Below are 22,888 nucleotides of genomic sequence, written 5' to 3'. Positions count from 1 at the left end.
AGAGCCAAACTGTAACACGTTCTAGTCAATCGGAAACGGCCGGGACGCACGACGCCGGAGGGGCGTGCGTCGTGCGTCCCGGCCGTCGGGCCGAGTCGGAGTAGGTCTCAGTCCTGCCAGACCGTCGCCGGGTCGGTGGCCTCACGTGCGGGGCCGACGGGGGTCTGCGTGGCCGATCGCTGGAACCGCGGTGCCACCTGCGCCTGCGTGACGCCGTCGATCTCGACGAGCGTGCCGCGGGCGGCCAGGTGCGGATCGTGAGGAGCCTCGGTGAAGTCGAGGATCGGGGACGTGCAGGCGTCGGTGCCGTCGAAGATCGCCGCCCACTCGTCGCGCGTCTTGGTCTTGAACGTGTCGGCGAAGATCTGCTTCAGCTCGCCCCACTTCGCGGTGTCGAGCTGATTCGGCAGCGACGCCGGGTCGAGTTCGAGACCTTTCAGGAGTTCGGCGTAGAACTGCGGTTCGATGGCGCCGACGGCCATCCACTTGCCGTCGGAGGTCTCGTACACCTCGTAGAACGGGGCGCCGGTGTCCAGGAGGTTGACTCCGCGCCGGTCCTGCCAGAGTCCGGTGCCGCGGAAGGCCCACATCATCTGCCCGAGGACCGACGCTCCGTCGCACATTGCGGCGTCGATGACCTCGCCCTTACCTGAGGCGGCACGCTCGACCAGTGCGGCGAGGACGCCCATGACCAGGAACATCGAGCCGCCGCCGAAGTCGCCGACCAGGTTCAACGGCGGGGTCGGCTTCTCGTTCGGGCGGCCGATGGCGTGCAGCATTCCGGTGAGCGAGATGTAGTTCATGTCGTGTCCGGCGAGGTCGGCGCGCGGACCGTCCTGACCCCAGCCCGTCATCCGGCCGTAGATCAGCCCGGGGTTCACCGCGTGCAGATCGTCCGGACCGAAGCCGAGCCGCTCCATGACGCCGGGGCGGAAGCCCTCGATGACCACATCGGCTTTGGCGACCAGGTTGAGAATGGTCTCGCGATCGGCCGGGTTCTTCAGATTGGCTTCGATGACGCGGCGGCCGCGCAGCAGGGCGTCGGCGTTCCGCTCCGGAGACGGCAGTTCGCCTGGCCGCTGGACGCGCACGACGTCGGCGCCGAGGTCGGCCAGCAGCATCGCGGCGTGCGGTCCGGGGCCGATGCCCGCGAACTCGATGACGCGGATGTCGGCGAGGGGGCCGGAACGTCCGGACGGCCGGCGGGTGGGAGTAGACACGGGGAGGACTCCGTTCACAGGTATCACCACGACCTGACGGCGTGGTCTGGGTCACGTGCGGTCGTCACTATACACGTGTACCGGATTCGCACTGATGGTGTCAGTGGTTCGGATGAGGCGCGCAGACCGGCAAAAGGGCCCCAACGGTTCCCTAGCCAGGGGGCACGTCGGTAACGTTGTCGCAATGACACCGGCGACCGAATTGGCGTCCCGGACGTGGCATGAACTGGTCGGGGCCGAGCCGACGTTAGTCGTGCCGGTCGGGGCTGTCGAACAGCATGGCCCGCATCTGCCGCTCGACACAGATGCGCGCATTGCAGACGCCGTGTCGCGCGAAGCGGTTGCCGCACTGGATGATTCGTCGGATGCTCTGGTGGCGCCGTCGATCTCGTACGGCGCTTCGGGCGAGCACGAGGGCTTCCCGGGGACCGTCTCGATCGGGCGTGAGGCCCTCCGACTGCTGGTTCTCGAGTACGGGCGCAGCGCGATGCGCTGGGCCGGTCGGCTGCTGTTCGTGAACGCCCACGGCGGCAACGCGCACGCGATCGCGGACGCCGTCGCGCGGTTGCGCTACGAGGGACGCGACGCGGCCTGGTTTCCCTGTGCGTTCCCGTCGGCCGACGCGCATGCCGGCCTCACCGAGACGAGCGTGGTACTGGACCTCGCGCCGGAGTCGGTCCGCCGGGACCTGCTCGCGGCCGGGAACACGGCGCCGATCGCCGAACTGCTCGATCCGATGCGAAAGGGTGGCGTCGCGGCCGTCTCGGCCACCGGAGTGCTCGGCGATCCCACTGCCGCGAATCCGGCGCTCGGTCGTCGGCTCCTTGCGGACCTGGCCGGGCAGTTGGCGGAATCGGTGCGTGCCTGGGACGTCGACGAGGCGGGGAGGCTTCGGTGACGCCACCGGTGAACGCCGACCTCCCGGTAGGGTTCCAGGTCCAGATCGATCCGCGCTGCGTTCGGCGCGGCGACCTCCGCAACCTGGTCGGCGGCTCGCCGCTGCGGGTGCTGAAGCTCTCGGATGCAGCGCTGGGGATGACTTCCGCGGACGGTCGGATCGAAGTCAGCGACGCCGGGACGCGCAGCCTCGCCCGAACCCTGCTCGACGCCGGAATCGCACACCCGCGCCCGATGGCCGGACCCAAGGAGTGCGAGGTCACGGTGGTGATCCCGGTGCGCGACAATCAGGCGGGTGTGGACCGACTCGTCGAAGCGCTTCCCGGGCTGCGGGTGATCGTGGTGGACGATGCCTCGTCGCGGCCGATGACTGTTCCCGACGACGAACGCCTCCGTGTGATCCGGCTGGAGGTGAACGCGGGGCCCGCGGCCGCGCGCAACGCCGGTTTCGACGCCGCCGACACCGAGTTCGTCGCCTTCCTCGACTCAGACACCCGCCCGTGCGGTGAGTGGCTGACGATGCTGCTGAGTCACTTCTCCGACCCCGCGGTCGCGATCGTCGCACCGCGGATCGTCGGACTCGGCGACACCGCGGGCCGCGACGGACGGACGCCGGTGGCGGCCTACGCGAACAGGTACTCCTCACTGGACATGGGGCCGAATGAGGGCCCGGTGCGGCCGGGCACTCCGATCGCGTACGTGCCGAGCGCGGCGATGGTGGTGCGTCGCGCCGCCTTCGCCCGGTTCGATGAGTCGCTGCGTGTAGCTGAGGACGTCGATCTGTGCTGGCGCACGCACGCGGCCGGTTGGGTGGTCCGATACGACCCGGTCGCGCACGTCGCACACGACCATCGGCAGTCGCTCCGGGCGATGCTCGACCGCCGTCGCTTCTACGGCACCGGCGCGGCTGAACTCGCGAGTCGGCATGATCGGTTGGCCGCTCCGGTGATGACGAGCATTCCGCTGGCGGTCGCGGTGGTGTCGCTGCTGACTCGGACCAGGATCGGCCTGGGAGTGGCGATGCTGGTCTCCGGCTGGATCTTCGGTCGCATCCGGAAGCCGCTCGCAGGCGTGCCGGCGCGTGACCTCATCGCAGCGCGCAACGTCGGCCGAGCGCTGGGCTACGGTGTCCTGCAGATCTGGTCGGCGGCCCTGCGTCACTACTGGCCGCTGTCGCTGCTCGGTCTGGTGGTCTCGTCGCGATTCCGACGGTGGTTCCTTGAGGCCGCGGTGGCCGAGGCTGCGGTGATGTGGTTGCGATCCCGGATCGCCGAGCCGTCGTCGCCGATGGTGGAACCGGTGGGGTACTCGGTGATCCGGCGGCTCGACGACTTCGCCTACGGACTCGGCCTGTGGCAGGGTGCGGTGACCAATCGCGACTGGTCGGCGCTGCGGCCTGTCGTCACCCGCTGACACGGACCGCGTGAGGCGATGAGCGGCCACCGGGCGCGTGCCGTCGAGACCGCCGACGTGGTCGTCGTGGGAGCGGGCAGCGCCGGGTGCGTGGTGGCCGATCGGCTGTCGCGCGATGCTGGCAGGAAGACCCTGCTTCTCGAGGCGGGGCATGCCCTACCTCCGCGTACGGCGGTGACCGCGATGAGCCGGCTGCCGATCGCGCCGGGAAGCGAGCGCGTGCGGCGAGTGCGGGAGCGGCGCGGACGCGATGTGGTGCGCGGCTATGGCGCCGGCGGGTCGTCCGCGGTCAACGGCGGCTATTTCCTGCGCGGACACCGCGACGACTATGCGGCGTGGCCGTGGCCGGCGAGCCGGATCGACGACGCCTTCGACGTGCTCGACGGCGGTGCCGCCGGGGGCGGGGTGATGCGCGTGCGGGAGGTTCTCGACGGCGAACTCGGTCCGGCGGGGTCGGCCTTCGAGACTTATTGGCGAACCCGCGTGGCCGCGGGACCCGAGGGCGCTTGGCCGGTGGTCGGCGTGAATCGGGTCCGCAGCAACAGCATCCGCGACGGGGGAGTGTTACGGCGGTGGACGGCGATGGATGCCTTCGCCCCCGCGGTCCGAGGCGGGAGCGAGGTGATATCGCTGGCCTCTGCGGGTGGACGGGTGACGGGAGTGCACACCGCCGCCGGGCGCATCGACGCCGCCACCGTGGTGCTCACCGCGGGCACGCTGGGCACGGCAGAGCTGGTGTTGCCGCTGCTGGGCGGGGAACTGTCGGTGTACGAGCATCCCGAATCGCTGGTGCGCTTCGCCGCTCGGCGCCCCCTCCGGACGCAGGTGCTGCTGCCGACCGTGGTGCACACCGCAGACGGCCTCGAAATCCGCTGCTACAGCGATGATTTCGCGTCGTTCATCGATGGGATTCCAGCCGGGGGCGTCCCGATCGGAGTCGCGGACATGACTCACGGCACCACCGGGCGCATCGGCATCGAGGGCGATGAGGTGGTGATCGATCTCGGTGTGCCCGACGCCGGCGGTCTCGAGCGGTTGTCGGAGGGAGTTGACGAGGTGCTGGAGATGCTGCACTCGCCGGCGTTCGACGGCCTCGTCGAGCCGGGATCGGTGACGGTGGATCCGGTGGTCGGGCTGTCGTCACATGCCTGGGGGACGCTCCCGCTGGGGGCGACCGTGGCACCGGACGGTTCCGTTCACGGCGTTCCCGGGCTCCACGTCGCCGACGGGTCGGTGCTGCCCGCGCCGCTGCGTTCGGGGCCGCACGCGAGTGTGATGGCGACGGCGGCGCTGATCGCCGAGGAACTGGTGGCGGGCGAGTCGGTCTGATCTGCCCGCGCCGAGTCGGGCGATCAGATGAAGTTCGTCGCGCCGCTTCCGGAAGGTCGGAGAAGGTCGGCACCGGATCGGCCGGAAACCGCAGTTCACGGGGGTTCTCTGCTGTAAAATCCGTTGGCCTGCCTGGTCAGCGCATTATCCGGCTGAACGACCGATTCTGATGGTCCACACCGGCCATTAGCGTCGGCGCGATGATGAGTGAGCGCGATTACCAAGAGCGGTCGCTGGCGGCGGTGATGAGCGGTGAGGCGAGGTGTGCCTTCCTCTTCGCACACTACGACGACAGCGTCTTCGACGCCTTTCACGCCATGGCGCATGCGAGCGGCGGAGCCATCGACATAGTCCTGTGCACCGAGTGCCCACGGGGTCGATGGGGCGAGTTCCGTCGACGATCGCTGCCGCCGGCGCTTCGCAACTCATTGCCGGTGAAGGTCGCGGCCAGATTCGTGGGCCGTCCGGTATTCGCCGAGTGGGACTACTACTGCGGACTCGCACTGACACCGGCCGAAGTGATCGACGTGCGCAGAGCCGAGCACGCCGCGGCGTGTGCAGCGGCGGGCGTACCGACGTTCGCCCTGGGCGATTACGAGGTGCAGTACTCGCGGTCGAGCCGCACGCGCTATCGACACGCGGTCGACGCGGCGACGGCACTGCTTCGGGATCACGATGTTCAGACGATCGTCACGCACCCCGCCTCCGCTCGTCATCCGGATCACCGACGCACGCATCGGTTGGCGCAGGAATGCCGCGAGCGCACCGGCGTCGATCTGGTGACGGTGTGCGAGCGGCCGTACACGGTGTGTTCGGAGGCCGACGGGTGCCGGGAGGTCGAGACCGACTCGGCGCTCGTCGCCTCACTGCTCCCGCTGGCGGATGAGGAGTGGGCGGGAAAGCTGGCCGCGACCAACGAGTACCGTACCCAGATCGGCGGACTCGAGAAGACCTTCGGATCGGCGTGGATGGACCGTGACCGACTCGGCGTCGAGTGCTATCACAGCCTCTGCGGCTCTCAGATCAGCGTGCGCCAGTAGTCCCAGAACTGGACGGTGATCATGGCGATCACGACCACGTAGTAGACGGGCAGCGCGATCCACAGCCACTCGCGGGCCGACCGGCCGCCGCGCGAGTCGGGCAGCACGCGCGAGATGCTGAGGATCAGCACCACCGGCATCAGCGTCCACACCACCATGCAGTACGGGCACAGCGCGTGAATGCGGTAGAGGCTCTGGAAGATCAAGTAGCCGACGAAGACCTGGCCGAGTGCCGAGACGACGGCCTGTCCGGCCCAGTACCAGCGTGGCAGTCGGACTCGTGCGATCGACAGCACGGCGGTCACCAGGATCACCGCGAAGGCGGGCAGGCCGAGCAGCGGATTCGGGAATCCGAAGAACTTGCCCTGATCGGTCACCATCACCGATCCGCACGAGATGATCGGATTGATGCTGCACGCGGGCGTGAACGACGGATCGATGAGCAGTTGGATGCGGTCGAGCGTCAGTGCGACCGCGGCAGCCATCCCGAGAACACCGCACACCAGCAGCACCCAGGCGGCCACCACGGGCACCGGGCGACGCTCTCGCCAGAAGCCCCGGGGGGCGGGCGGTGCGGTCTCAACGTCGCTCGCCGTGACTACGGGCGAACCGTCCTCGATCTCGGCCGGCGTCTCATCCGTCATGGCGGGCTACTTCGCGAGGGCCGCGTTGACGGCGTCGGTCAGGCCCTGCGGTCCCGCCTGCGGGTCGAACTGCTGTCCGTTGATGCGGATCCACGGAGTGCCCTGGAACTCGGGATTGCTTGTCGTGTCGGCGGTCTGCTTGGCCACCCACTGACCGAACTGGTTGTTCTCGATGCAGTCGGTGATGCCTTCCGCGCCGGCCTGCTTCGCGAGCGAGATCAGTTCGCTGTCCGGGAGTCCGGCGCCGCCCTCCTCGGGCTGGTTGGTGAAGAGGAGATTGTGGAACTTGAGCCAGATGCTCCAGTCGCCGTTCTTGGCGGTCGATTCGGCGACGCACGTGGACGCGTTCATGGCGCGGCTGGAGTAATTCGTGGTCGACATCCGGTCGAGGAATGCGATCGGGTGGTAGTCGACAGCGACCTGCGGGTTCTTCTCGAGTTCGGCGAGGGTGCCGCCGAAGCTCTGCTCGAAGGCACGGCACCCGGGGCACTGGAAGTCCTCGACGGTGGTGATGACGACCTTGGGCTCCGTGCCCGCCGGCGCACTGGTGATCCGGATGGAGCCGTCCGGCCGCATCACGGTGGGCGTGTCGGAACCGCCGGTGGTCGAGGCGCTGTCCTTGTTGTGGTTGATCGCCCAGAACGTGACGCCGACTGCGATGACGATCAGCACCACCGCCGCACCGATTTTGTAGATGAGGGAACGGCGGCGCTCGGCCTGCCGAGGATCGATGACGGTCCGGTTCTTCTGGGCCACGATTCTCTTCCTCCGCTATCGCTCAGCGAGTCTCCGGCCACCCTGTGTGTCCGGCGGTTACGAGTGCAACCCTACTGGCAGTCGACTGAGAAACTCATTACAGACCTGCGGAAAGGACCAAGGGCGTGCCTGATTCGGTCACTTCGGCGTCACCCAGGTGGTGATGTCGCAGTGGACCACCTCGGTTCCCGCAGTATCGAGGATCCGGATCGTGACCATCACTTCACGACCCTCGGTGATGGTCGAGAAGTCCACCGGTTCGGCCAACTCCGCGTGGGCGGTCAGTCGCGTGGTGGCCTTGGCGAGGTACTGCGTGCTCATCGCCTTGGGGATCCAGCGGTGCCCCGTCGGCACGGTGGCCTCCATCAACATCCCCATCGCGGTCTCGGCGAGATTGCAGGCCGCGATGGCGTGAAAGGTTCCGAGGTGGTTGTGAACGCCGAACCAGTTGGGCGCCGAGACACGGCAGTATCCGGGTTCCATCTCCTCGACGAGCGGGAGAATGGTGCCGAAGTACGGCACGCGCGCGACCATGCCGAGCGAGAACAGTGCGTTGCCGAGCCGACCACCGGGCAGACGCTTGCGGAGGGCGTACGTCGCACTGTTGGTGTTACCGGGAGTTGCAGTCATGAGTTCCGATGCTATCGGGCAGTCGCGCCGAGCGCGGCGTCGCGCAGTCCCTCATACGAGCTCCGCAACGCGGCTGCATACCGCTCGGGGTCGGGAATCAGATCGCGGTCGCAGAGAGCGGTGATCCCCATCCATTCACCTGCCACATTGTGGGCGTGTGAGAGGCCTGTGCCGTTGAGCGGACCGAAGACGACGCTGCACGCGCGGGAACGGCCGAAGAACTGCGGGTCGAAGGGCAGCCGAAAGCTGGTCATGACGGAGGTGTTGAACGGTTTGCCGTCGGGTTCCGTGCGCCTCGGATACCCGCGAGCGTCTTCCCTCAGTCTGCGCAACGCGCGGGCGACGAACCCCGGCGGCACATATCTCGCGGTGATGTCGTCGGCCGTGGCCTCGATCGGGTGACTCAGCCGCTCGCGTTCCCCGAGCACGGCGTCATGGACCGCTCGAAGCCGTTCGAGCGGGTCGACAACCGTGCTGTGCAGGTCCACCGTCATCATGACGAACCGGTTGTTGCCTTCGGTCGTGTCGTCTGACGCGAGCGAGCCGTCCGCGGTCTTCGGTCGCACGGTCATTGGAACCGAAGCGACCAGAGATCCCGCAGGTGTTGAACCGATCGCGTCGAGGTAGTCGTGCATCGCCCCACCGATCACGGTGAGGGCGATGTCATTGATCGTCGCCGAGCCGGCAGCACTGCGAATGTCGCGTACCTGCTGCCAGGGAAGGTGAGTGGCCACTACTGCCCGGCGCGGTCCGACGGGCCCATCGATCGGCGTAGGCGTCGGTTCCGAAGGAGGCAATGGATAGTCGGCGTCGCCGCGCGCCGACTCCAACTCGGCGAGAGTTCGGCGGTGTTCATCCGCCGCGCTGATGAAGTCGCCGACCGAGCGGCGGATCCGGCGGAGTATCGCGTGGCCGCGGTCGCCGGGGACGGAGATCGGGGCGAACGGTCCATTCGCGCCGGGGAGTTCGGAGCCGAACAGCGCGGCGTAGATGGTCTGCATCTCGATTCCGTCGGCCGCGGCGTGGTGCACGCGCAGCGTGATCGCGACGCCCGATCGCCTGACCGGGCCGAACCCGTCTGGGCAGGGAATGACGTGGACCTCCCACAGCGGTCGCGTCAGGTCCATCGGGGTCTCGGCCAATTCCCCGAGCAACCCGAGCACGCCGCTTTCAGAGACGGCAGGGTGAAGGAACACGTGGTGCTCGAATCGGAAGTCGTCGTCTTCGATCCACACGGGATAGTCGAGGTCGAGAAATGACCGCTTGAGACATCTGCGGAAGATCATCCCGGTGGTTCGAGCGCGGAACCAGTCCGTCACGGCCTCGGCGGGCAATTCCGTGGCAGGGTCGTCGACGACGAAGAATTGGGTGGCGACGTTCATTTGGCGCGACCGCGGTCCGTCCGTGTATACGAACAGGGCGTCTTTGGGTTGCAGACGTGCCATCGAGGACTCTTCCGATCGTGACGGTGGGGAGTCTGCGGACGTGGGCCCGGGGCGGAGAGCAGGCACGGCCGGTGGACTTGGGGCGATCGCCCGATGTTATCCGGCAGTGGTGCCGAGGGTGGCGTTCCGGAGATCTGCGTATGCCGCATCGAGCGCTGACGCGTACTCGGACGGGTCCGGTACGAGATCGGTATCGCACAGTGCTGTCACACCGCACCAGTCGTCGCCGGCACCGTGTGCGTGGGAGATGCCAGTGCCGTTGAGTGGCCCGAATCCCAGCCCGCAGACCTGGCGGCAGTCCAGGAGGCGGAGTTCGAACGGCAGCCGGTAAGCAGTCATCACCGACGTATTGAAAGGTCGGTCGTCGGGCTCGTCACGCCGTGGATAGCCGCGGGAGTCTTCTGTTCGTCGTCGCAGTGCCCGGATCAGGAAGCCGGGCGGTACGTAACTGACGGTCGCATCCGCGGATGCCTCGGCCCGGTGGCTGAGCCTGAGGCGCTCGCCCAGCACTGCGTCGTGGACCGCTCGCAGCCGGGCGATCGGGTCCGGTTGGGTGCTGTGGAGGTCGACCGTCATCATGACGAACCGGTTGTTGCCCTCACCATCGTCGTCGGTCACGGTGCCGTCGGCCTCCCGTGGCCGTACCGTCATGGGAACCGACGCCACCAGTGAGCCGTCCGGCGGGCTCCCGACAGCGCAGAGGTAGTCGTGCATCGCCCGGCCGATCACGGTGAGAACAAGGTCGTTGACGGTGGCCTCGCCGGCACTGCGGCGGATCTGTCTGACCTCCGTCCACGGCCAGTAGACGACGGCCACGCCACGCTTGGGGCCGACCGGACCGTCGATCGGGGTGACGGTCCGGTCTGTCGGCGGCACCGGGTAGTTTTCGGCGGCGCGCACCGTTGTTCTCTCATCGAGCGCGGCGCGATAGTCGCGAACGGCCCGACGGAAGTCAGTGATCGATCGAACCACCTGCGTGAGCGCTCCCGCCGCGGTGTGGCAGTCGGACCCCGGTAACAGCTCCCGTTCGGAGTTTCCGGCCGACGATTCCTGCCCGAAGAGACTGGCGAGGATCGCCTGGACGGCGATCCCGTCCGCAGCGGCGTGGTGGATGCGGACGGCCACGGCGAAGCCCTGGTCCGCTATCGGGCCGAATCCGTCGGGGCACCGGCTCACATGGATCTCCCACAGTGGACGGGACAAATCCATAGCGGATTCGGCCAGTTCTCCGAGGAACTCGAGGAAGCCGTCCGAGGTCATCGGGTCGTGCATGAACAAATGGCGATCGAGACGGAAGTCGTCGTCGTGCAGCCAGACGGGGTACTCGAGGTCGAGCATCGACCGTCGGAGCCTGCGACGAAAGAGTGGCCCGCGCGTGCGTGCGGCGAACCACTCGTGCACGGCGGACTCCAGCGGCAGGTCGTGATCAGCGGCGCTCACGAAGAAACCACAGCACACGGTGATCTGACGAGATCGCGGTCCGTCGGTGTAGACGAACATCGCGTCCTTGGGCTGTAGGCGTTCCATCGTGGGACCTCGGTTCAGTGGCGCAGCAGTGCGCGGACGGAGTTCGCCGGAGCCCACCGAAACCAGTCCAGGTCGGGGTTGGCGATGACAGGACGGCGGCGCAATGCCGCTATGCCAGGCGACCGGGCCATCGTCATGAGGACGTGGTCGGCGGTGTCGAGCAGCACGGTGCGGAGCCTGCTGACGGGACGTTGGTAGCAGCCGACGTAGTCGACGACGTTCTTGCTGAAGCTGAGCTTGAATTGACCCACCCCGTGGAGTGGGTGCTCGGGTGTGTCGAGATGAGCGCGAGAGGGCGACCCGTACAAGTCGTACTCGGTGCAGCCGTTCTCGCGCGCCCACCTCATGATCTCCCATTGGACGGCGTGCCCGGCGCCGGTGGTCCCGAGGCCGCTCGAGGAACTGTCGTCCGATGCACTGCGCACGGAGGCGCCGGTCAGGTAGAGGGCGCGATGACCGAATCTGAGTGCGAAAGCCGTGGCGACCACCTCTCCTCGCCGGCGGGCGAAGAACAACTGACCGGCGCCGGACTTCTGCAGGTGCTGGTACGTCGTCGTCGCAGTGTGGAGATCGGGTATCCCGAATCGTCCGTTCGCGGTGGATCGGAGGAGATCGAAATTGATTCGGCAGTTCGCATCGGTCGCCTCGACCCGCTCCACCACCACATCCTCACGGGTCGCACGCTTGATCCATCGCCGGGCCCGCGTGCTGAATCTGGCCAGGACATCCTCGTCCGTGCCACTCAGATCGACCAGGATGGTGTGCTCGATGGTCCAGGTCATCGTCCGACTCAGACCGTGTGCGATCAGGGTAGCCTCAGCCTGCTCGGAGGCGGGAATATACGGATCGACGCGAATCGTCATCACGCCGAGTTCAGCAGCCAGCGGGGTGAGTGAATCGACGACGAGAACGAGGTCCTCGACCGAGGTGACACCCGGACCGGGGATCTGCCAGTAGTCGCCGAGCGTCGGGACAGTCGCGACCACAGCCAACACAGCCAGGTCGCCGACCATCAGATATTCGACGTGATGCCCTGCGAGCTGCTGGGTGTGTGCGAACGCGCGAGACCGGAAGACCGAACCTCCATCGGGGTTGGCGCGGATCAGGTCGTCCCATCGCTCGATCTCGCCGGCTGTCGCCTGTCTGGCCTCGCCGAGGGCGAACGTCGCGTTCTTCACATCTGTATCCGACTTACACATCCCGCGCTTCTCGGTGCTGCTCCTCTTTCTGAAAACGCATGAGAATGCAGCCTATCGCCGCCCTGGGTACGCGGTCAGTCGCACGTTCGGCCCAATTCCGTCCGCGGAGACGGGGCGGGCGCCCGGAGTTCAGTGGATGGTGTTCACGCAGGCGTCGGTGAGAACGGCAGCGTGATGACGGAGCTTGCCGAGGTAGTCGTCCAAGTCGCGCAACGCGCTGAGGTCTGCCGTCACGTTGATCGTCAGCCGGTCGCCGAGCGAGGTGACCACATGCTGCAACGTCATCCGATCGCCGATGTTGAGCCACATCAACTGGTCGATCACCGGATCACCGAGGAAGGTGGCGTCGACGAGATCGCTGCGGACGTTGGAGATCAGCGTGGCGGCGGTGCTCGCGGCCGGGGAATCGACGCCTGCTTCGGCGACGCCGGATCGCTGAGCCCGTTTCCTGGACAGACCGAGGACAGTCGGTGCGAGCCGAGTCTGCAAGGCGCGGAAGGCGATCGCATCCTCACTGCGGACCCGCGCCTTGGCAGCCGCGGTCGAGGCGTGTACTCGCCGGAGCCGCTCGATCGGGTCGGATTCGTCGCCGTGCAGTTCCACGATCTCCTCGGAGAACGAGTTGGCGTCAGCGGTCAGATCGTCGGCCTGGAAGGGCGACGCGGCGTACAGCGGCACCGCCGGCTCGCCGCCGTCGAGCTCCGTCAAGGTCTCGAACAGCGCCCGGCCGATGATCGCGGTGACCGCATCGTTGACGGTGGCTCCCGGAACAACGTCGCGGACCGCGCGGACCTCGCGCAGACTCAACGGCACCGAACCGATGTGAATCGGTCCGCGCAGGGCGTGGTTGAAGCGCGTTCCCCGGGGGAGTTCGACCGACTTCAGGTTGGCCGCGTGCCGTGACAGACCCGGCAGCGCCGCGAGATGACGCACCAGTGCGGCCGGGATCGACAGCGCCGATCTCAGGTTCCCGGGCGGCCGGTGGCCGGGGACGGGTGGAGCGGGCACCGGCTCGTCGCGCAGCGCGCGGCGCATGACCGCGGCGATCTTGGTTCCGTCGCCGGCCGCGTGATGGGTGCGCAGCACCACCAACGTGACCGGTTCGGGGTAGTCGAGATCCATGCCGGTCACGCCGGTGATCACCGTCAGATCCCACGGCGGCCGCGACAGATCGACCGGCGTCGAGACCAGTTCCGCCACGATCCGCTCCGCGCCCGCCGGCTCGCCGCCGTCGACGACCCGGATGTGCGCGGCGACGTCGACAGACGGATCCGTGACCCAGTGCGGCAGGCCGGCGTGGCCCCATGAGTGCCGCAGCGTGCGGGTGAACATCGGCCAGCAGTCGAGTCGTTCCCTCATCCAGGCGGCGACTCGGGAGACGTCGAGTGACTCCCCGGTGGTGGCGACGACGTCGCAGTGGATGACGGACGTGACGGCGGGGGTCAGAGCGACGGTGTCGCGGACGCTCAGCGGGACAGCATCATGAATGTCGGTCATACAGACGACAGTAGTGTCGTCTGTTCAGACTATCTCGCGAAGTGCGGGACGTCAGTCGCGAGTCACCCACGGAATCGGGCGCGTCGGCGGATTTGAGCTCATCGGCGGGGTGGTGCATACTATTCAGGTTGCCTCGCGTAGGGGCGAACAAACTTCCAGGACCGCAAAGCGCGGATCCGGGCGTGTAACGCGGGACCCACAGTGTGGGCTCGGATGAATTCTCATCCGGGGAACCGGACCGACACGCCCGACCGCGGGTGCCGGAGGCGAAGCCGACGAGAGTCGGCAGCCGGACGAGAGTTCGGCACCGTACAACGACAGTAGAACAGCGTCGATCCGCCAAATGTCAAGGCGTGGTCATGTGGCATCAGTTGCCGCCCGTGAGTGATCTCGGGTGTGGAGTCACGCGGTGTTGTGCTGTCGAGAGATGAACAGACGGAAGAGGACACAGCGTGGCGGGACAGAAGATCCGCATCAGGCTCAAGGCCTACGACCACGAGGCGATCGACGCTTCTGCGCGCAAGATCGTGGAGACCGTGACCCGCACGGGTGCGCGCGTGGTCGGCCCGGTGCCGTTGCCCACCGAAAAGAACGTGTACTGCGTCATCCGTTCGCCGCATAAGTACAAGGACAGCCGCGAACACTTCGAGATGCGCACGCACAAGCGACTCATCGACATCCTCGACCCGACGCCGAAGACGGTCGACGCGCTGATGCGCATCGATCTCCCGGCGAGTGTCGACGTCAACATTCAGTGACGGGGGATTGGATCAAATGAGCAATCAGAATGCAACCAAGGGCATCCTGGGCACCAAGCTCGGCATGACCCAGGTTTTCGACGAGAACAACCGGGTCGTCCCCGTGACCGTCATCGCGACCGGCTCCAACGTCGTCACCCAGCTGCGCACCGCAGACCGTGACGGCTACACCGCCGTTCAGCTCGCGTACGGCGCCGTCGACCCCCGCAAGGTGAGCAAGCCGGTCGCCGGCCAGTTCGCCAAGGCCGGCGTCACCCCGCGCCGCCACCTCACCGAGATCCGTGTCAACGACATCTCGGAGTTCGAGGTCGGCCAGGAGCTGGGTGCCGACATCTTCGCCGAAGGCGTGAAGGTGGACGTAACCGGTACTTCCAAGGGCAAGGGCTTCGCCGGTGTCATGAAGCGTCACGGCTTCGCCGGTCTGGGTGCCAGCCACGGTGCGCACCGCGTGCACCGTTCGCCGGGCTCCATCGGTGGCTGCGCCACGCCGGGTCGTGTCTTCAAGGGCACCCGCATGGCAGGCCGCATGGGCTCCGACAAGGTGACCACGCAGAACCTGACCGTCCACAAGGTGGACGCCGAAGCCGGTCTGCTGTTGATCAAGGGCGCGATCCCCGGCCGCAAGGGCGGCATCGTGGTGGTCCGCGACGCAGTGAAGGGTGGCGCCAAGTGAGCACCGAAACCGCAACCAAGCTGACGCTCGACGTCCGCAACGCCGACGGCACCACCAATGGCACCGTCGACCTGCCGGCCGAGCTCTTCGACCAGACCGCGAACATCGCGCTCATGCACCAGGTGGTCGTGGCCCAGCAGGCCGCCGCCCGCCAGGGCACGCATTCGACCAAGACGCGTGGCGAGGTCTCCGGCGGCGGCGCCAAGCCGTACCGCCAGAAGGGCACCGGCCGCGCTCGTCAGGGCTCGATCCGCGCTCCGCAGTTCACCGGCGGCGGCACCGTTCACGGTCCGCAGCCGCGTGACTACACGCAGAAGGTCAACAAGAAGGTCAAGGCCGCTGCGCTGCGCGGCGCCCTGTCGGACCGTGCTCGCAACGAGCGCATCCACGTGGTGACCGAGCTCGTCGCCGGCCAGACCCCGTCGACCAAGGCTGCTCGCGAGTTCCTGGCGAAGCTGAGCGAGCGTCGCAAGTTCCTGGTGGTGCTGTCCCGTGAGGACGTCACCGCGTGGAAGAGCGTCGCCAACCTGGGCAACGTCCTGCCGATCGCGCCGGATCAGCTCAACACCTACGACGTCCTCGACTCGGATGAGGTCGTGTTCAGCGTTGAGACCCTGAACGCCTTCATCGAGCAGAACCAGAAGAAGGAGGCCTAGGAATGGCTACGCAGGCAGACCCGCGTGACATCATCCTGGCGCCGGTGATCTCGGAGAAGGCTTACGGGCTGATCGAAGACAACGTGTACACGTTCCTGGTGCACCCGGATTCGAACAAGACTCAGATCAAGATCGCCATCGAGCAGATCTTCGATGTGAAGGTCTCCAGCGTCAACACCGCCAATCGTCAGGGCAAGCGCAAGCGCACCCGTTACGGCTACGGCAAGCGCAAGAACACCAAGCGCGCCATCGTGACGCTGTCCGCTGACAGCAAGCCCATCGAGATCTTCGGGGGAGCGGTCTCCTGACCGCCCGCGAAGAAGAGTAGGGACTAAGACTCATGGCAATTCGTAAGTACAAGCCGACGACGCCGGGCCGTCGCGGATCGAGCGGTGCCGACTTCTCCGAGGTCACCCGTTCGCATCCGGAGAAGTCGCTGGTTCGTCCGCTGCACAGCACCGGCGGCCGCAACGCTCACGGCCGGATCACCACCCGCCACAAGGGTGGCGGCCACAAGCGCGCCTACCGTCTGATCGACTTCCGTCGTAACGACAAGGACGGCATCAACGCCAAGGTCGCGCACATCGAGTACGACCCCAACCGCACCGCGCGCATCGCGCTGCTGCACTACGTGGACGGTGAGAAGCGCTACATCCTGGCGCCGAAGAACCTGAAGCAGGGCGACGTCGTCGAATCCGGCCCGAACGCCGACATCAAGCCGGGCAACAACCTGCCGCTGCGCAACATCCCGACCGGTACCCAGATCCACAACGTGGAGCTGCGTCCGGGCGGCGGCGCCAAGATGGCTCGTTCGGCCGGCGCCTCGATCCAGCTGCTGGGCAAGGAGGGTCCGTACGCGACCCTGCGCATGCCCTCCGGTGAGATCCGCCGCGTCGACGTGCGCTGCCGCGCCACCGTCGGCGAGGTCGGCAACGCCGAGCAGAGCAACATCAACTGGGGCAAGGCCGGCCGTATGCGCTGGAAGGGCAAGCGCCCGACCGTCCGCGGTGTCGTCATGAACCCGGTCGACCACCCGCACGGCGGTGGTGAGGGCAAGACCTCGGGTGGTCGCCACCCGGTGAGCCCGTGGGGACAGCCTGAGGGCCGCACCCGCAAGAACAAGGCCAGCGACAAGATGATCGTCCGTCGCCGTCGTACCGGCAAGAACAAGCGATAACTAGGAGGAGGTAAAAAATGCCACGCAGCCTGAAGAAGGGCCCGTTCGTCGACGACCACCTCCTGAAGAAGGTGGATGCACAGAACGAGAAGGGCACCAAGCAGGTCATCAAGACCTGGTCGCGCCGCTCGACCATCATCCCCGACTTCATCGGTCACACCTTTGCGGTCCACGACGGTCGCAAGCACGTGCCCGTGTTCGTGTCCGACTCGATGGTGGGTCACAAGCTGGGCGAGTTCGCTCCCACCCGTACCTTCAAGGGTCACATCAAGGATGACCGGAAAGCGAAGCGCCGGTAACCATGACTACTGAGACTGAAAACGCAGTGCAGAGTGCACGGGCGACCGCGAAGTTCGTTCGCGTGACCCCGATGAAGGCACGCCGCGTCATCGACCTGGTTCGCGGAAAGAACGTGGACGAGGCTCTCGACATCCTGCGGTTCGCGCCGCAGGCGGCCAGTGAGCCGGTCTACAAGGTGCTCGCCAGCGCGGTCGCGAACGCTGAGAACAACGTGGGCCTGGACCGCCGGACGCTCGTCGTCTCGGAGGCCTTCGCCGATGAGGGCCCGACCCTGAAGCGGTTCCAGCCGCGTGCACAGGGCCGCGCCTTCCGCATCCGCAAGCGCACCAGCCACATCACCGTGGTCGTCGCCGCTGCGGAGAACGGCGGACGTGCTCGTTCGCGCCAGCAGAAGAAGAAGGGAGCCTAAACAGTGGGCCAGAAGATCAACCCGCACGGCTTCCGGCTGGGCATCACCACGGACTGGAACTCACGTTGGTACGCCGACAAGCAGTACGCGGAGTACGTCAAGGAAGACGTCGCGATCCGCAAGCTGCTGAGCACCGGCCTCGAGCGCGCCGGCATCTCCAAGGTGGAGATCGAGCGCACCCGTGACCGCGTCCGCGTCGACATCCACACCGCTCGTCCGGGCATCGTCATCGGCCGCCGCGGCGCCGAGGCCGATCGCATCCGCGGCGACCTGGAGAAGCTGACCGGCAAGCAGGTGCAGCTGAACATCCTCGAGGTCAAGAACCCCGAGGCCGACGCACAGCTCGTCGCGCAGGGCGTCGCCGAGCAGCTCAGCAACCGTGTGGCGTTCCGCCGCGCGATGCGCAAGGCCATCCAGTCGGCCATGCGTCAGCCGGGCGTCAAGGGTATCCGAGTCCAGTGCTCGGGTCGTCTGGGCGGTGCCGAGATGAGTCGCAAGGAGTTCTACCGCGAGGGACGCGTGCCGCTGCACACGCTGCGCGCCGACATCGACTACGGGCTCTACGAGGCACGTACCACCTTCGGCCGCATCGGCGTGAAGGTGTGGATCTACAAGGGCGATATCGTCGGCGGCCGTCGTGAGCTGGCCGCAGCCGCGCCCGCCGAGGATCGTCGCGGACCGCGTCGTCCGAGCCGTCCGCGCCGCGACGCGCGTGGTGGCCAGGGCGGTCGCAGCAGCGACGCTGCGCAGGCTCCGGCCGCCGACGCCACCGCGTCCGCTCCGGCGTCTGCAGAGAACCAGGAGGGCTGAGGCCATGTTGATCCCTCGCAGGGTCAAGCACCGCAAGCAGCACCACCCCAGCCTGAAGGGCCGGGCCAAGGGCGGAACCAAGGTCACCTTCGGTGACTACGGCATCCAGGCTCTGGAAGGTGCGTACATCACCAACCGTCAGATCGAGTCTGCTCGTATCGCGATCAACCGCCACATCAAGCGTGGCGGCAAGGTCTGGATCAACATCTTCCCGGACCGCCCGATCACGAAGAAGCCCGCCGAGACCCGCATGGGTTCCGGTAAGGGCTCGCCCGAGTGGTGGGTGGCCCCGGTGAAGCCGGGCCGCGTGCTGTTCGAGATGAGCTACCCCAATGAGGAGACCGCTCGCGAGGCACTGCGCCGCGCACAGCACAAGCTCCCCATGAAGACCCGAATCGTGACCCGAGAGGAGCAGTTCTGATGGCACTCGGAGTCGCTGCTTCTGAGCTCCGTGAGCTCAGCGATACCGACCTGGTCGCGCGCCTGAAGGAGTCGAAGGAAGAGCTTTTCAACCTTCGCTTCCAGATGGCCACCGGTCAGCTCGACAACAACCGTCGTCTGCGCACCGTGCGCCGCGAGATCGCGCGTGTCTACACCGTGATGCGTGAGCGCGAGCTGGGCCTCGCGTCCGGACCGGAGGGTGAAGACGCATGAGTGAGGACCAGAAGGTGAACACCGAAGATCGCGCCAGCCGCAAGGAGCGGATCGGCTACGTCGTCAGTGACAAGATGACCAAGACCATCACGGTCGAGCTGGAGGATCGTACGCGTCACGCGCTGTACGGCAAGATCATCCGCACGACCAGCAAGGTCAAGGCGCACGACGAGGAGCAGATCGCCGGCGTCGGCGACCGCGTCCGGATCATGGAGACCCGACCGCTGTCGGCGACCAAGCGCTGGCGTCTGGTCGAGGTGCTCGAGAAGGCCAAGTAGGCCCGATCGGCGCTTCGCGTACGACGAACATACGACCGCCCGTCCCGGGATTCCGGGGCGGGCGGTCGTCGTCGGAGTGGATGATCGTTCGCGTCGATCTGGCGGCGCCGGCCGATACCGTGGTGCACTGTCGATATACTGCGCCGGGTACCGCTTAGCGGCACCGGGCATCGACAGCCGATTGCCGCAACCGACTAGTTAGGACACCATGCCGGACGCTGGCCACAGGCGTGACGACGAATCGAATGCTCTTCGAAGCGGCGCGGAGCCACTGACGTCTGGCTCGGATGAGCTGTCCGACGTGCCCGGATGGGGATCCGACGAAGACGATCCCGTCGCCGAACAGTTGCGGGCATGGCGCTCCGAACTCGGTACGGGGACGGCCGGACCCGCGCCGTCGGCTGAGCGGGCGACTCCGACCCCGGTCCCGCGCGACGAGCCGCAGGAGACGGTGCACGAGGCGCGTCACTCCACGCCGAAGGAGGAGTGGACGCAGAATCCGATGACGGCGCCGTGGCTGCTCAACGGACTCGGCTTCCGCAAGGAGGAGCCGGAACTGGTGGAGCAGCGGCCGCGCCGCGCGCCGCGGATGCCCGAGGGCCGCAGCGCCGCGTGGGACGTCATCTCCGCGCAACAGCCGGTGGTGAAGCCGGCCGAACCGGAGATCAGCCCGGAGGAGGCTGCGCTCTCCGCTGCCCGTACGGTCTCGTTTCCGGCGCTCGACATGGTGCCCATCGGGGAGAAGGCCGGTCCGGTCGAATACGCGATCGAGGTCGATGGCCTGCGCAAGGTCTTCAACGACATGGTCGCCGTCGACGATGTGAGCTTCAAAGTGCCCAAGGGCAAGATCGTGGCACTGCTCGGACCCAACGGCGCCGGGAAGACGACCACGGTGAGCATGCTGTGCACCCTGCTGCGACCCACCTCGGGTACGGCGACCGTCAACGGATACGACGTCCTCAAGGACGCGGCGCAGGTCCGGCGGTCGATCATGCTCACCGGGCAGTTCGCCGCGCTGGACGAGTCGCTGACCGGGCGTGAGAACCTCGTGCTGTTCGGCCGGCTGATGGGACTGCGGAAGCCCGCGGCTCGGGCCCGTGCCGACGAGCTGCTGGAGTTCTTCTCTCTCGTCGCGGCGGCCGACAAACGGGTGGGCCAGTACTCCGGTGGCATGCGGCGGCGCATCGACATCGCCTGCGGGCTCGTCACCGAACCGAAGGTGGTGTTCCTCGACGAACCGACCACGGGCCTGGATCCGCGCAGTCGGCAGGACGTGTGGGAACTGGTGGAACAGCTGCGCGATTCCGGCGTCACCATCTTGCTGACCACCCAGTATCTCGAGGAAGCCGACATGCTGTCGGACAACATCGTGGTCATCGACAAGGGCCGGGTGATCGCCGAAGGCACCTCGGACGAGCTCAAAGCAGCGACCGGTGCGGCCTACTGTGAGGTGACACCCGCGCACCCGGCGTACCTGCCGCGGCTGCGGGCCCGCCTGGCCGATCTGCTCGGCGCCAACGCCAAGGACGACGGAGAGACGATCTCCGTCCCGGCGCCCGACGGTCCGGACACGCTCGCCGAGGTGATCCGGCGGACCGAGGCGGCACGGATCCCGCTGGCCGACATCGCCTTGCGCCGGCCTTCGCTGGACGAGGTGTTCCTGGCGCTGACTGATCCGAACAAGGACCGGGGCGCCTGATGGCCCACGAGGCGACCGTCGCTCCGCGGTTGTTCGGTCCGGACGGCGCGACCGCGCAGATCAGTCCGGTCCAGCAGTGGTGGACGCTGACCGGACGCGGACTGCGCAAGGTGGTCCGCAACGGCGAGATCGTGCTCGCCTTCCTCTCGCCGGCGCTGCTGGCGCTGTGCTTCTATCTCCCGCTGCGCAAGATCATGAATGCGCAGATGGACATGAACTATGCGCAGTACCTGATGCCGATCATCTTTCTGCAGTCGCTGGAGTTCACTGCCTCGTCGGCGGCGATGCGCTCGTCCTTCGACGGCTCGGAGGGCGTCAACACCCGCTTCCGCGCGATGCCGATGCGACCCGCGGTGCCACTGCTGGCGCGCACGGCCACCAATGCCGTGCTTCTCACGGTCTCGCTCGTGTGCGCCACCGTCGCGACCCTCATCATGGGGTGGCGGCCCGGCGGGGGAGTCACCGGAACTCTCGCGCTCTACGGAATCGGGGCGTTGATCGGTCTGCTGCTGGCGACGGTGGCCGACGGCATCGGCCTGATCGCGGGCAGCCCGCAGGCCACCAGCCAGACGATGGGTCTGCCGACGCTGATCCTGGGCATGCTGTCGACGGGATTCGTTCCGGAGGAACGGTTCCCCGAGTGGATCCGGCCGTTCGCTCGAAACCAGCCGATCTCCCAGTTCGCGGGAGTGATGCGTTCGGCCGACGACGGCACGCTGACGTGGCACCAGTTGTTCCCGTCGGTGTGCTGGATGATCGGGCTCGCGGTGGTCGCGGCCATCCTCCTCGGGATCTACATGCGGAGGAACGCGCGATGACCGATCAGTCGAGCACGGCGCCGGGCGCCGGGGAGACACAGGAAGCGATGGAGTTCCCGCCGGTGCAGTCGCCCGCGGAGACATCGCTGCGCGCCTGGATCACGCAGTCGGCGATCCTGACCGGCAGGCAGGTGATGGTGCTGGCGCGAGACATTCCGACACTCACCCAGATCCTGCTGTTCCCCGCGCTGAGCATGATCATGTTCAAGGTGGTGCTGGGCGACGTGATCGGTCAGGCGACGGGACAGAACAGCGCGTACGGCACCGTGCCGCTGGTGGTCCTGGTGGCGGCGATGTTCGGTTCGGTGGCGTCGGCCACCCGGCTCAACGTGGAGCGGCGCAGCGGGTTGCTGAGCCGGTTGTACGTGATGCCGATCAACCGATCGGCGGATCTCGCATCGCGGGTGGCCGCCGATTCGGTGCGAGTCCTGATCACTTCGGCGATCCTGCTCGCGGCGGGCCATCTCATCGGATTCCGGTTCACGCAGGGTGTGGGACCGGCCGTGGGACTGTTCGTGGTCGCGATGGCCTACGGCGCCGCGTACGGGATGCTCGCGCTCGCCTTGGCGGTGAACGCCGCCCCCGGTGCGCCGCTGGTGCCCTATCTCGGACTGTTGTCGAGCCTGCTGATGTTCTTCAATTCCGGATTCTCGCCGGTGGAGGCGTACCCCGATTGGCTTCAGCCGGTGGTGCAGAACCAGCCGATGACGCCTGCGATCGAACTGATGCGTTCGCTCGCCGCGGGCGGGCCGCTGATGGACAACGCGATCAAGGTGGCGTGCTGGGTGATCGGCATCTTCGCGGTCACGATTTATCCCGCTTTGCGCGGGTATCGCAAGGCTGCGGTGGGACACTGAGCGGTGTCGTGCGACGCGAGGCGGCCGACTCCGGCCCGGGGGTGGAATCCAGGCGGTTTCCGTCTACGCCGTAGGCGGGCTTAGAATTGACCACTTTGGGTACGAATATTTACGAGGTGATGCGCTAGTGACGGGCGATGCTCATGAGACTGACGACACACGAACAACTGTTCGTGCGGGTCAGGATGATGCTGCGGCCGGC

The 22,888-nt window shown here is 67.1% G+C and carries 26 protein-coding genes; 18 read left to right on the top strand and 8 right to left on the bottom strand.

The window, feature by feature from the left end; translation table 11 throughout:
• Window positions 1-107 precede the first annotated feature (107 nt).
• Window positions 108-1,220, bottom strand: coding sequence for a CaiB/BaiF CoA transferase family protein (locus tag Y710_RS00725; RefSeq protein ID WP_045536410.1), 1,113 nt, complete (start codon window positions 1,218-1,220; stop codon window positions 108-110).
• 184 nt (window positions 1,221-1,404) lie between these two features.
• Between Y710_RS00725 and mftE the strand changes: the two genes are divergently transcribed.
• From mftE to Y710_RS00705, 4 genes are all read left to right on the top strand, one after another.
• Window positions 1,405-2,118, top strand: coding sequence for a mycofactocin biosynthesis peptidyl-dipeptidase MftE (gene mftE, locus Y710_RS00720; RefSeq protein WP_062365904.1), 714 nt, complete (start codon window positions 1,405-1,407; stop codon window positions 2,116-2,118).
• Complete coding sequence (mftF, locus tag Y710_RS00715) at window positions 2,115-3,530, top strand: mycofactocin biosynthesis glycosyltransferase MftF (RefSeq protein WP_006895662.1); 1,416 nt, start codon at window positions 2,115-2,117, stop codon at window positions 3,528-3,530. Before mftE ends, mftF begins: the two co-directional genes overlap by 4 nt.
• Before the next feature lie 18 nt (window positions 3,531-3,548).
• Entirely contained in the window at window positions 3,549-4,859 is a 1,311-nt protein-coding gene (gene mftG, locus Y710_RS00710) for a mycofactocin system GMC family oxidoreductase MftG (RefSeq protein WP_062365902.1), read from the top strand.
• 200 nt (window positions 4,860-5,059) lie between these two features.
• On the top strand, window positions 5,060-5,899 hold the full coding sequence (locus Y710_RS00705) for a PIG-L deacetylase family protein (protein WP_006895660.1): 840 nt from the start codon (window positions 5,060-5,062) through the stop codon (window positions 5,897-5,899).
• On the opposite strand, the gene Y710_RS00700 is transcribed toward Y710_RS00705, so the two are convergent.
• From Y710_RS00700 to Y710_RS00670, 7 genes are all read right to left on the bottom strand, one after another.
• Complete coding sequence (locus Y710_RS00700) at window positions 5,878-6,543, bottom strand: vitamin K epoxide reductase family protein (protein WP_006895659.1); 666 nt, start codon at window positions 6,541-6,543, stop codon at window positions 5,878-5,880. The genes Y710_RS00705 and Y710_RS00700 overlap by 22 nt on opposite strands.
• A 6-nt stretch (window positions 6,544-6,549) precedes the next feature.
• Entirely contained in the window at window positions 6,550-7,299 is a 750-nt protein-coding gene (locus Y710_RS00695) for a DsbA family protein (protein WP_006895658.1), read from the bottom strand.
• 138 nt (window positions 7,300-7,437) lie between these two features.
• The gene (locus Y710_RS00690) at window positions 7,438-7,929 is read right to left on the bottom strand and encodes a hotdog fold domain-containing protein (RefSeq protein ID WP_006895657.1); all 492 of its coding nucleotides are present in this window, start codon (window positions 7,927-7,929) and stop codon (window positions 7,438-7,440) included.
• Window positions 7,930-7,940: 11 nt separating this feature from the next.
• A complete protein-coding gene (locus Y710_RS00685; RefSeq protein ID WP_006895656.1) occupies window positions 7,941-9,374 on the bottom strand; it encodes a wax ester/triacylglycerol synthase domain-containing protein in 1,434 nt (477 codons plus the stop codon).
• A gap of 96 nt (window positions 9,375-9,470) precedes the next feature.
• A complete protein-coding gene (locus Y710_RS00680; protein ID WP_062365899.1) occupies window positions 9,471-10,901 on the bottom strand; it encodes a wax ester/triacylglycerol synthase domain-containing protein in 1,431 nt (476 codons plus the stop codon).
• A gap of 14 nt (window positions 10,902-10,915) precedes the next feature.
• Complete coding sequence (locus tag Y710_RS00675; RefSeq protein WP_231875644.1) at window positions 10,916-12,079, bottom strand: lipid II:glycine glycyltransferase FemX; 1,164 nt, start codon at window positions 12,077-12,079, stop codon at window positions 10,916-10,918.
• Window positions 12,080-12,229: 150 nt separating this feature from the next.
• Window positions 12,230-13,597 (bottom strand): wax ester/triacylglycerol synthase domain-containing protein, encoded by a 1,368-nt coding sequence (locus Y710_RS00670; protein WP_045536395.1) that lies wholly within the window; start codon window positions 13,595-13,597, stop codon window positions 12,230-12,232.
• Between the two features lie 452 nt (window positions 13,598-14,049).
• Between Y710_RS00670 and rpsJ the strand changes: the two genes are divergently transcribed.
• The 14 genes from rpsJ (at window position 14,050) to Y710_RS00600 (ending at window position 22,686) form a co-directional block, all read left to right on the top strand.
• Entirely contained in the window at window positions 14,050-14,355 is a 306-nt protein-coding gene (gene rpsJ, locus Y710_RS00665; RefSeq protein ID WP_003938093.1) for a 30S ribosomal protein S10, read from the top strand.
• 16 nt (window positions 14,356-14,371) lie between these two features.
• Window positions 14,372-15,028, top strand: a complete 657-nt coding sequence (rplC, locus tag Y710_RS00660) for a 50S ribosomal protein L3 (RefSeq protein ID WP_006895652.1) — start codon at window positions 14,372-14,374, stop codon at window positions 15,026-15,028.
• The gene (gene rplD, locus Y710_RS00655) at window positions 15,025-15,684 is read left to right on the top strand and encodes a 50S ribosomal protein L4 (RefSeq protein ID WP_006895650.1); all 660 of its coding nucleotides are present in this window, start codon (window positions 15,025-15,027) and stop codon (window positions 15,682-15,684) included. The genes rplC and rplD overlap by 4 nt, the downstream gene beginning before the upstream one ends.
• A 2-nt stretch (window positions 15,685-15,686) precedes the next feature.
• Window positions 15,687-15,992, top strand: coding sequence for a 50S ribosomal protein L23 (gene rplW, locus Y710_RS00650; protein WP_006895649.1), 306 nt, complete (start codon window positions 15,687-15,689; stop codon window positions 15,990-15,992).
• A 32-nt stretch (window positions 15,993-16,024) separates the two neighbouring features.
• A complete protein-coding gene (rplB, locus tag Y710_RS00645; RefSeq protein WP_006895648.1) occupies window positions 16,025-16,861 on the top strand; it encodes a 50S ribosomal protein L2 in 837 nt (278 codons plus the stop codon).
• A 17-nt stretch (window positions 16,862-16,878) separates the two neighbouring features.
• Window positions 16,879-17,160, top strand: coding sequence for a 30S ribosomal protein S19 (gene rpsS / locus Y710_RS00640; RefSeq protein ID WP_006895647.1), 282 nt, complete (start codon window positions 16,879-16,881; stop codon window positions 17,158-17,160).
• 2 nt (window positions 17,161-17,162) lie between these two features.
• Complete coding sequence (gene rplV / locus Y710_RS00635; RefSeq protein ID WP_006895646.1) at window positions 17,163-17,570, top strand: 50S ribosomal protein L22; 408 nt, start codon at window positions 17,163-17,165, stop codon at window positions 17,568-17,570.
• Between the two features lie 3 nt (window positions 17,571-17,573).
• On the top strand, window positions 17,574-18,380 hold the full coding sequence (gene rpsC, locus Y710_RS00630) for a 30S ribosomal protein S3 (protein ID WP_006895645.1): 807 nt from the start codon (window positions 17,574-17,576) through the stop codon (window positions 18,378-18,380).
• A gap of 4 nt (window positions 18,381-18,384) precedes the next feature.
• Window positions 18,385-18,801, top strand: coding sequence for a 50S ribosomal protein L16 (rplP, locus tag Y710_RS00625; RefSeq protein WP_006895643.1), 417 nt, complete (start codon window positions 18,385-18,387; stop codon window positions 18,799-18,801).
• On the top strand, window positions 18,801-19,034 hold the full coding sequence (gene rpmC, locus Y710_RS00620) for a 50S ribosomal protein L29 (RefSeq protein WP_006895641.1): 234 nt from the start codon (window positions 18,801-18,803) through the stop codon (window positions 19,032-19,034). Before rplP ends, rpmC begins: the two co-directional genes overlap by 1 nt.
• A complete protein-coding gene (gene rpsQ / locus Y710_RS00615; protein WP_006895639.1) occupies window positions 19,031-19,312 on the top strand; it encodes a 30S ribosomal protein S17 in 282 nt (93 codons plus the stop codon). Before rpmC ends, rpsQ begins: the two co-directional genes overlap by 4 nt.
• Window positions 19,313-19,520: 208 nt before the next feature.
• The gene (locus Y710_RS00610; RefSeq protein ID WP_045536400.1) at window positions 19,521-21,011 is read left to right on the top strand and encodes an ATP-binding cassette domain-containing protein; all 1,491 of its coding nucleotides are present in this window, start codon (window positions 19,521-19,523) and stop codon (window positions 21,009-21,011) included.
• Window positions 21,011-21,829 (top strand): ABC transporter permease, encoded by an 819-nt coding sequence (locus Y710_RS00605; protein WP_006895637.1) that lies wholly within the window; start codon window positions 21,011-21,013, stop codon window positions 21,827-21,829. The genes Y710_RS00610 and Y710_RS00605 overlap by 1 nt, the downstream gene beginning before the upstream one ends.
• A 47-nt stretch (window positions 21,830-21,876) precedes the next feature.
• A complete protein-coding gene (locus tag Y710_RS00600; protein ID WP_039867095.1) occupies window positions 21,877-22,686 on the top strand; it encodes an ABC transporter permease in 810 nt (269 codons plus the stop codon).
• Window positions 22,687-22,888: the final 202 nt, after the last annotated feature.

It is taken from the genome of Gordonia sp. QH-12 (genome assembly GCF_001578675.1).
Lineage (GTDB): Bacteria > Actinomycetota > Actinomycetes > Mycobacteriales > Mycobacteriaceae > Gordonia > Gordonia sihwensis.
This window is presented reverse-complemented; position numbering and strand designations above follow the sequence as displayed.

Excerpts from the sequence above, each read along its gene's own strand:
- mftE (WP_062365904.1), top strand. The coding sequence starts at position 1,405 with ATGACACCGGCGACCGAATTGGCGTCCCGGACGTGGCATGAACTGGTC.
- mftG (WP_062365902.1), top strand. The coding sequence starts at position 3,549 with ATGAGCGGCCACCGGGCGCGTGCCGTCGAGACCGCCGACGTGGTCGTC.
- Y710_RS00705 (WP_006895660.1), top strand. The coding sequence starts at position 5,060 with ATGATGAGTGAGCGCGATTACCAAGAGCGGTCGCTGGCGGCGGTGATG.
- Y710_RS00700 (WP_006895659.1), bottom strand. The coding sequence starts at position 6,543 with ATGACGGATGAGACGCCGGCCGAGATCGAGGACGGTTCGCCCGTAGTC.
- Y710_RS00690 (WP_006895657.1), bottom strand. The coding sequence starts at position 7,929 with ATGACTGCAACTCCCGGTAACACCAACAGTGCGACGTACGCCCTCCGC.
- Y710_RS00685 (WP_006895656.1), bottom strand. The coding sequence starts at position 9,374 with ATGGCACGTCTGCAACCCAAAGACGCCCTGTTCGTATACACGGACGGA.
- Y710_RS00680 (WP_062365899.1), bottom strand. The coding sequence starts at position 10,901 with ATGGAACGCCTACAGCCCAAGGACGCGATGTTCGTCTACACCGACGGA.
- Y710_RS00670 (WP_045536395.1), bottom strand. The coding sequence starts at position 13,597 with ATGACCGACATTCATGATGCTGTCCCGCTGAGCGTCCGCGACACCGTC.
- rplC (WP_006895652.1), top strand. The coding sequence starts at position 14,372 with ATGAGCAATCAGAATGCAACCAAGGGCATCCTGGGCACCAAGCTCGGC.
- rplW (WP_006895649.1), top strand. The coding sequence starts at position 15,687 with ATGGCTACGCAGGCAGACCCGCGTGACATCATCCTGGCGCCGGTGATC.
- rplB (WP_006895648.1), top strand. The coding sequence starts at position 16,025 with ATGGCAATTCGTAAGTACAAGCCGACGACGCCGGGCCGTCGCGGATCG.
- rpsS (WP_006895647.1), top strand. The coding sequence starts at position 16,879 with ATGCCACGCAGCCTGAAGAAGGGCCCGTTCGTCGACGACCACCTCCTG.
- rplV (WP_006895646.1), top strand. The coding sequence starts at position 17,163 with ATGACTACTGAGACTGAAAACGCAGTGCAGAGTGCACGGGCGACCGCG.
- rplP (WP_006895643.1), top strand. The coding sequence starts at position 18,385 with ATGTTGATCCCTCGCAGGGTCAAGCACCGCAAGCAGCACCACCCCAGC.
- rpmC (WP_006895641.1), top strand. The coding sequence starts at position 18,801 with ATGGCACTCGGAGTCGCTGCTTCTGAGCTCCGTGAGCTCAGCGATACC.
- rpsQ (WP_006895639.1), top strand. The coding sequence starts at position 19,031 with ATGAGTGAGGACCAGAAGGTGAACACCGAAGATCGCGCCAGCCGCAAG.
- Y710_RS00610 (WP_045536400.1), top strand. The coding sequence starts at position 19,521 with ATGCCGGACGCTGGCCACAGGCGTGACGACGAATCGAATGCTCTTCGA.
- Y710_RS00605 (WP_006895637.1), top strand. The coding sequence starts at position 21,011 with ATGGCCCACGAGGCGACCGTCGCTCCGCGGTTGTTCGGTCCGGACGGC.
- Y710_RS00600 (WP_039867095.1), top strand. The coding sequence starts at position 21,877 with ATGGAGTTCCCGCCGGTGCAGTCGCCCGCGGAGACATCGCTGCGCGCC.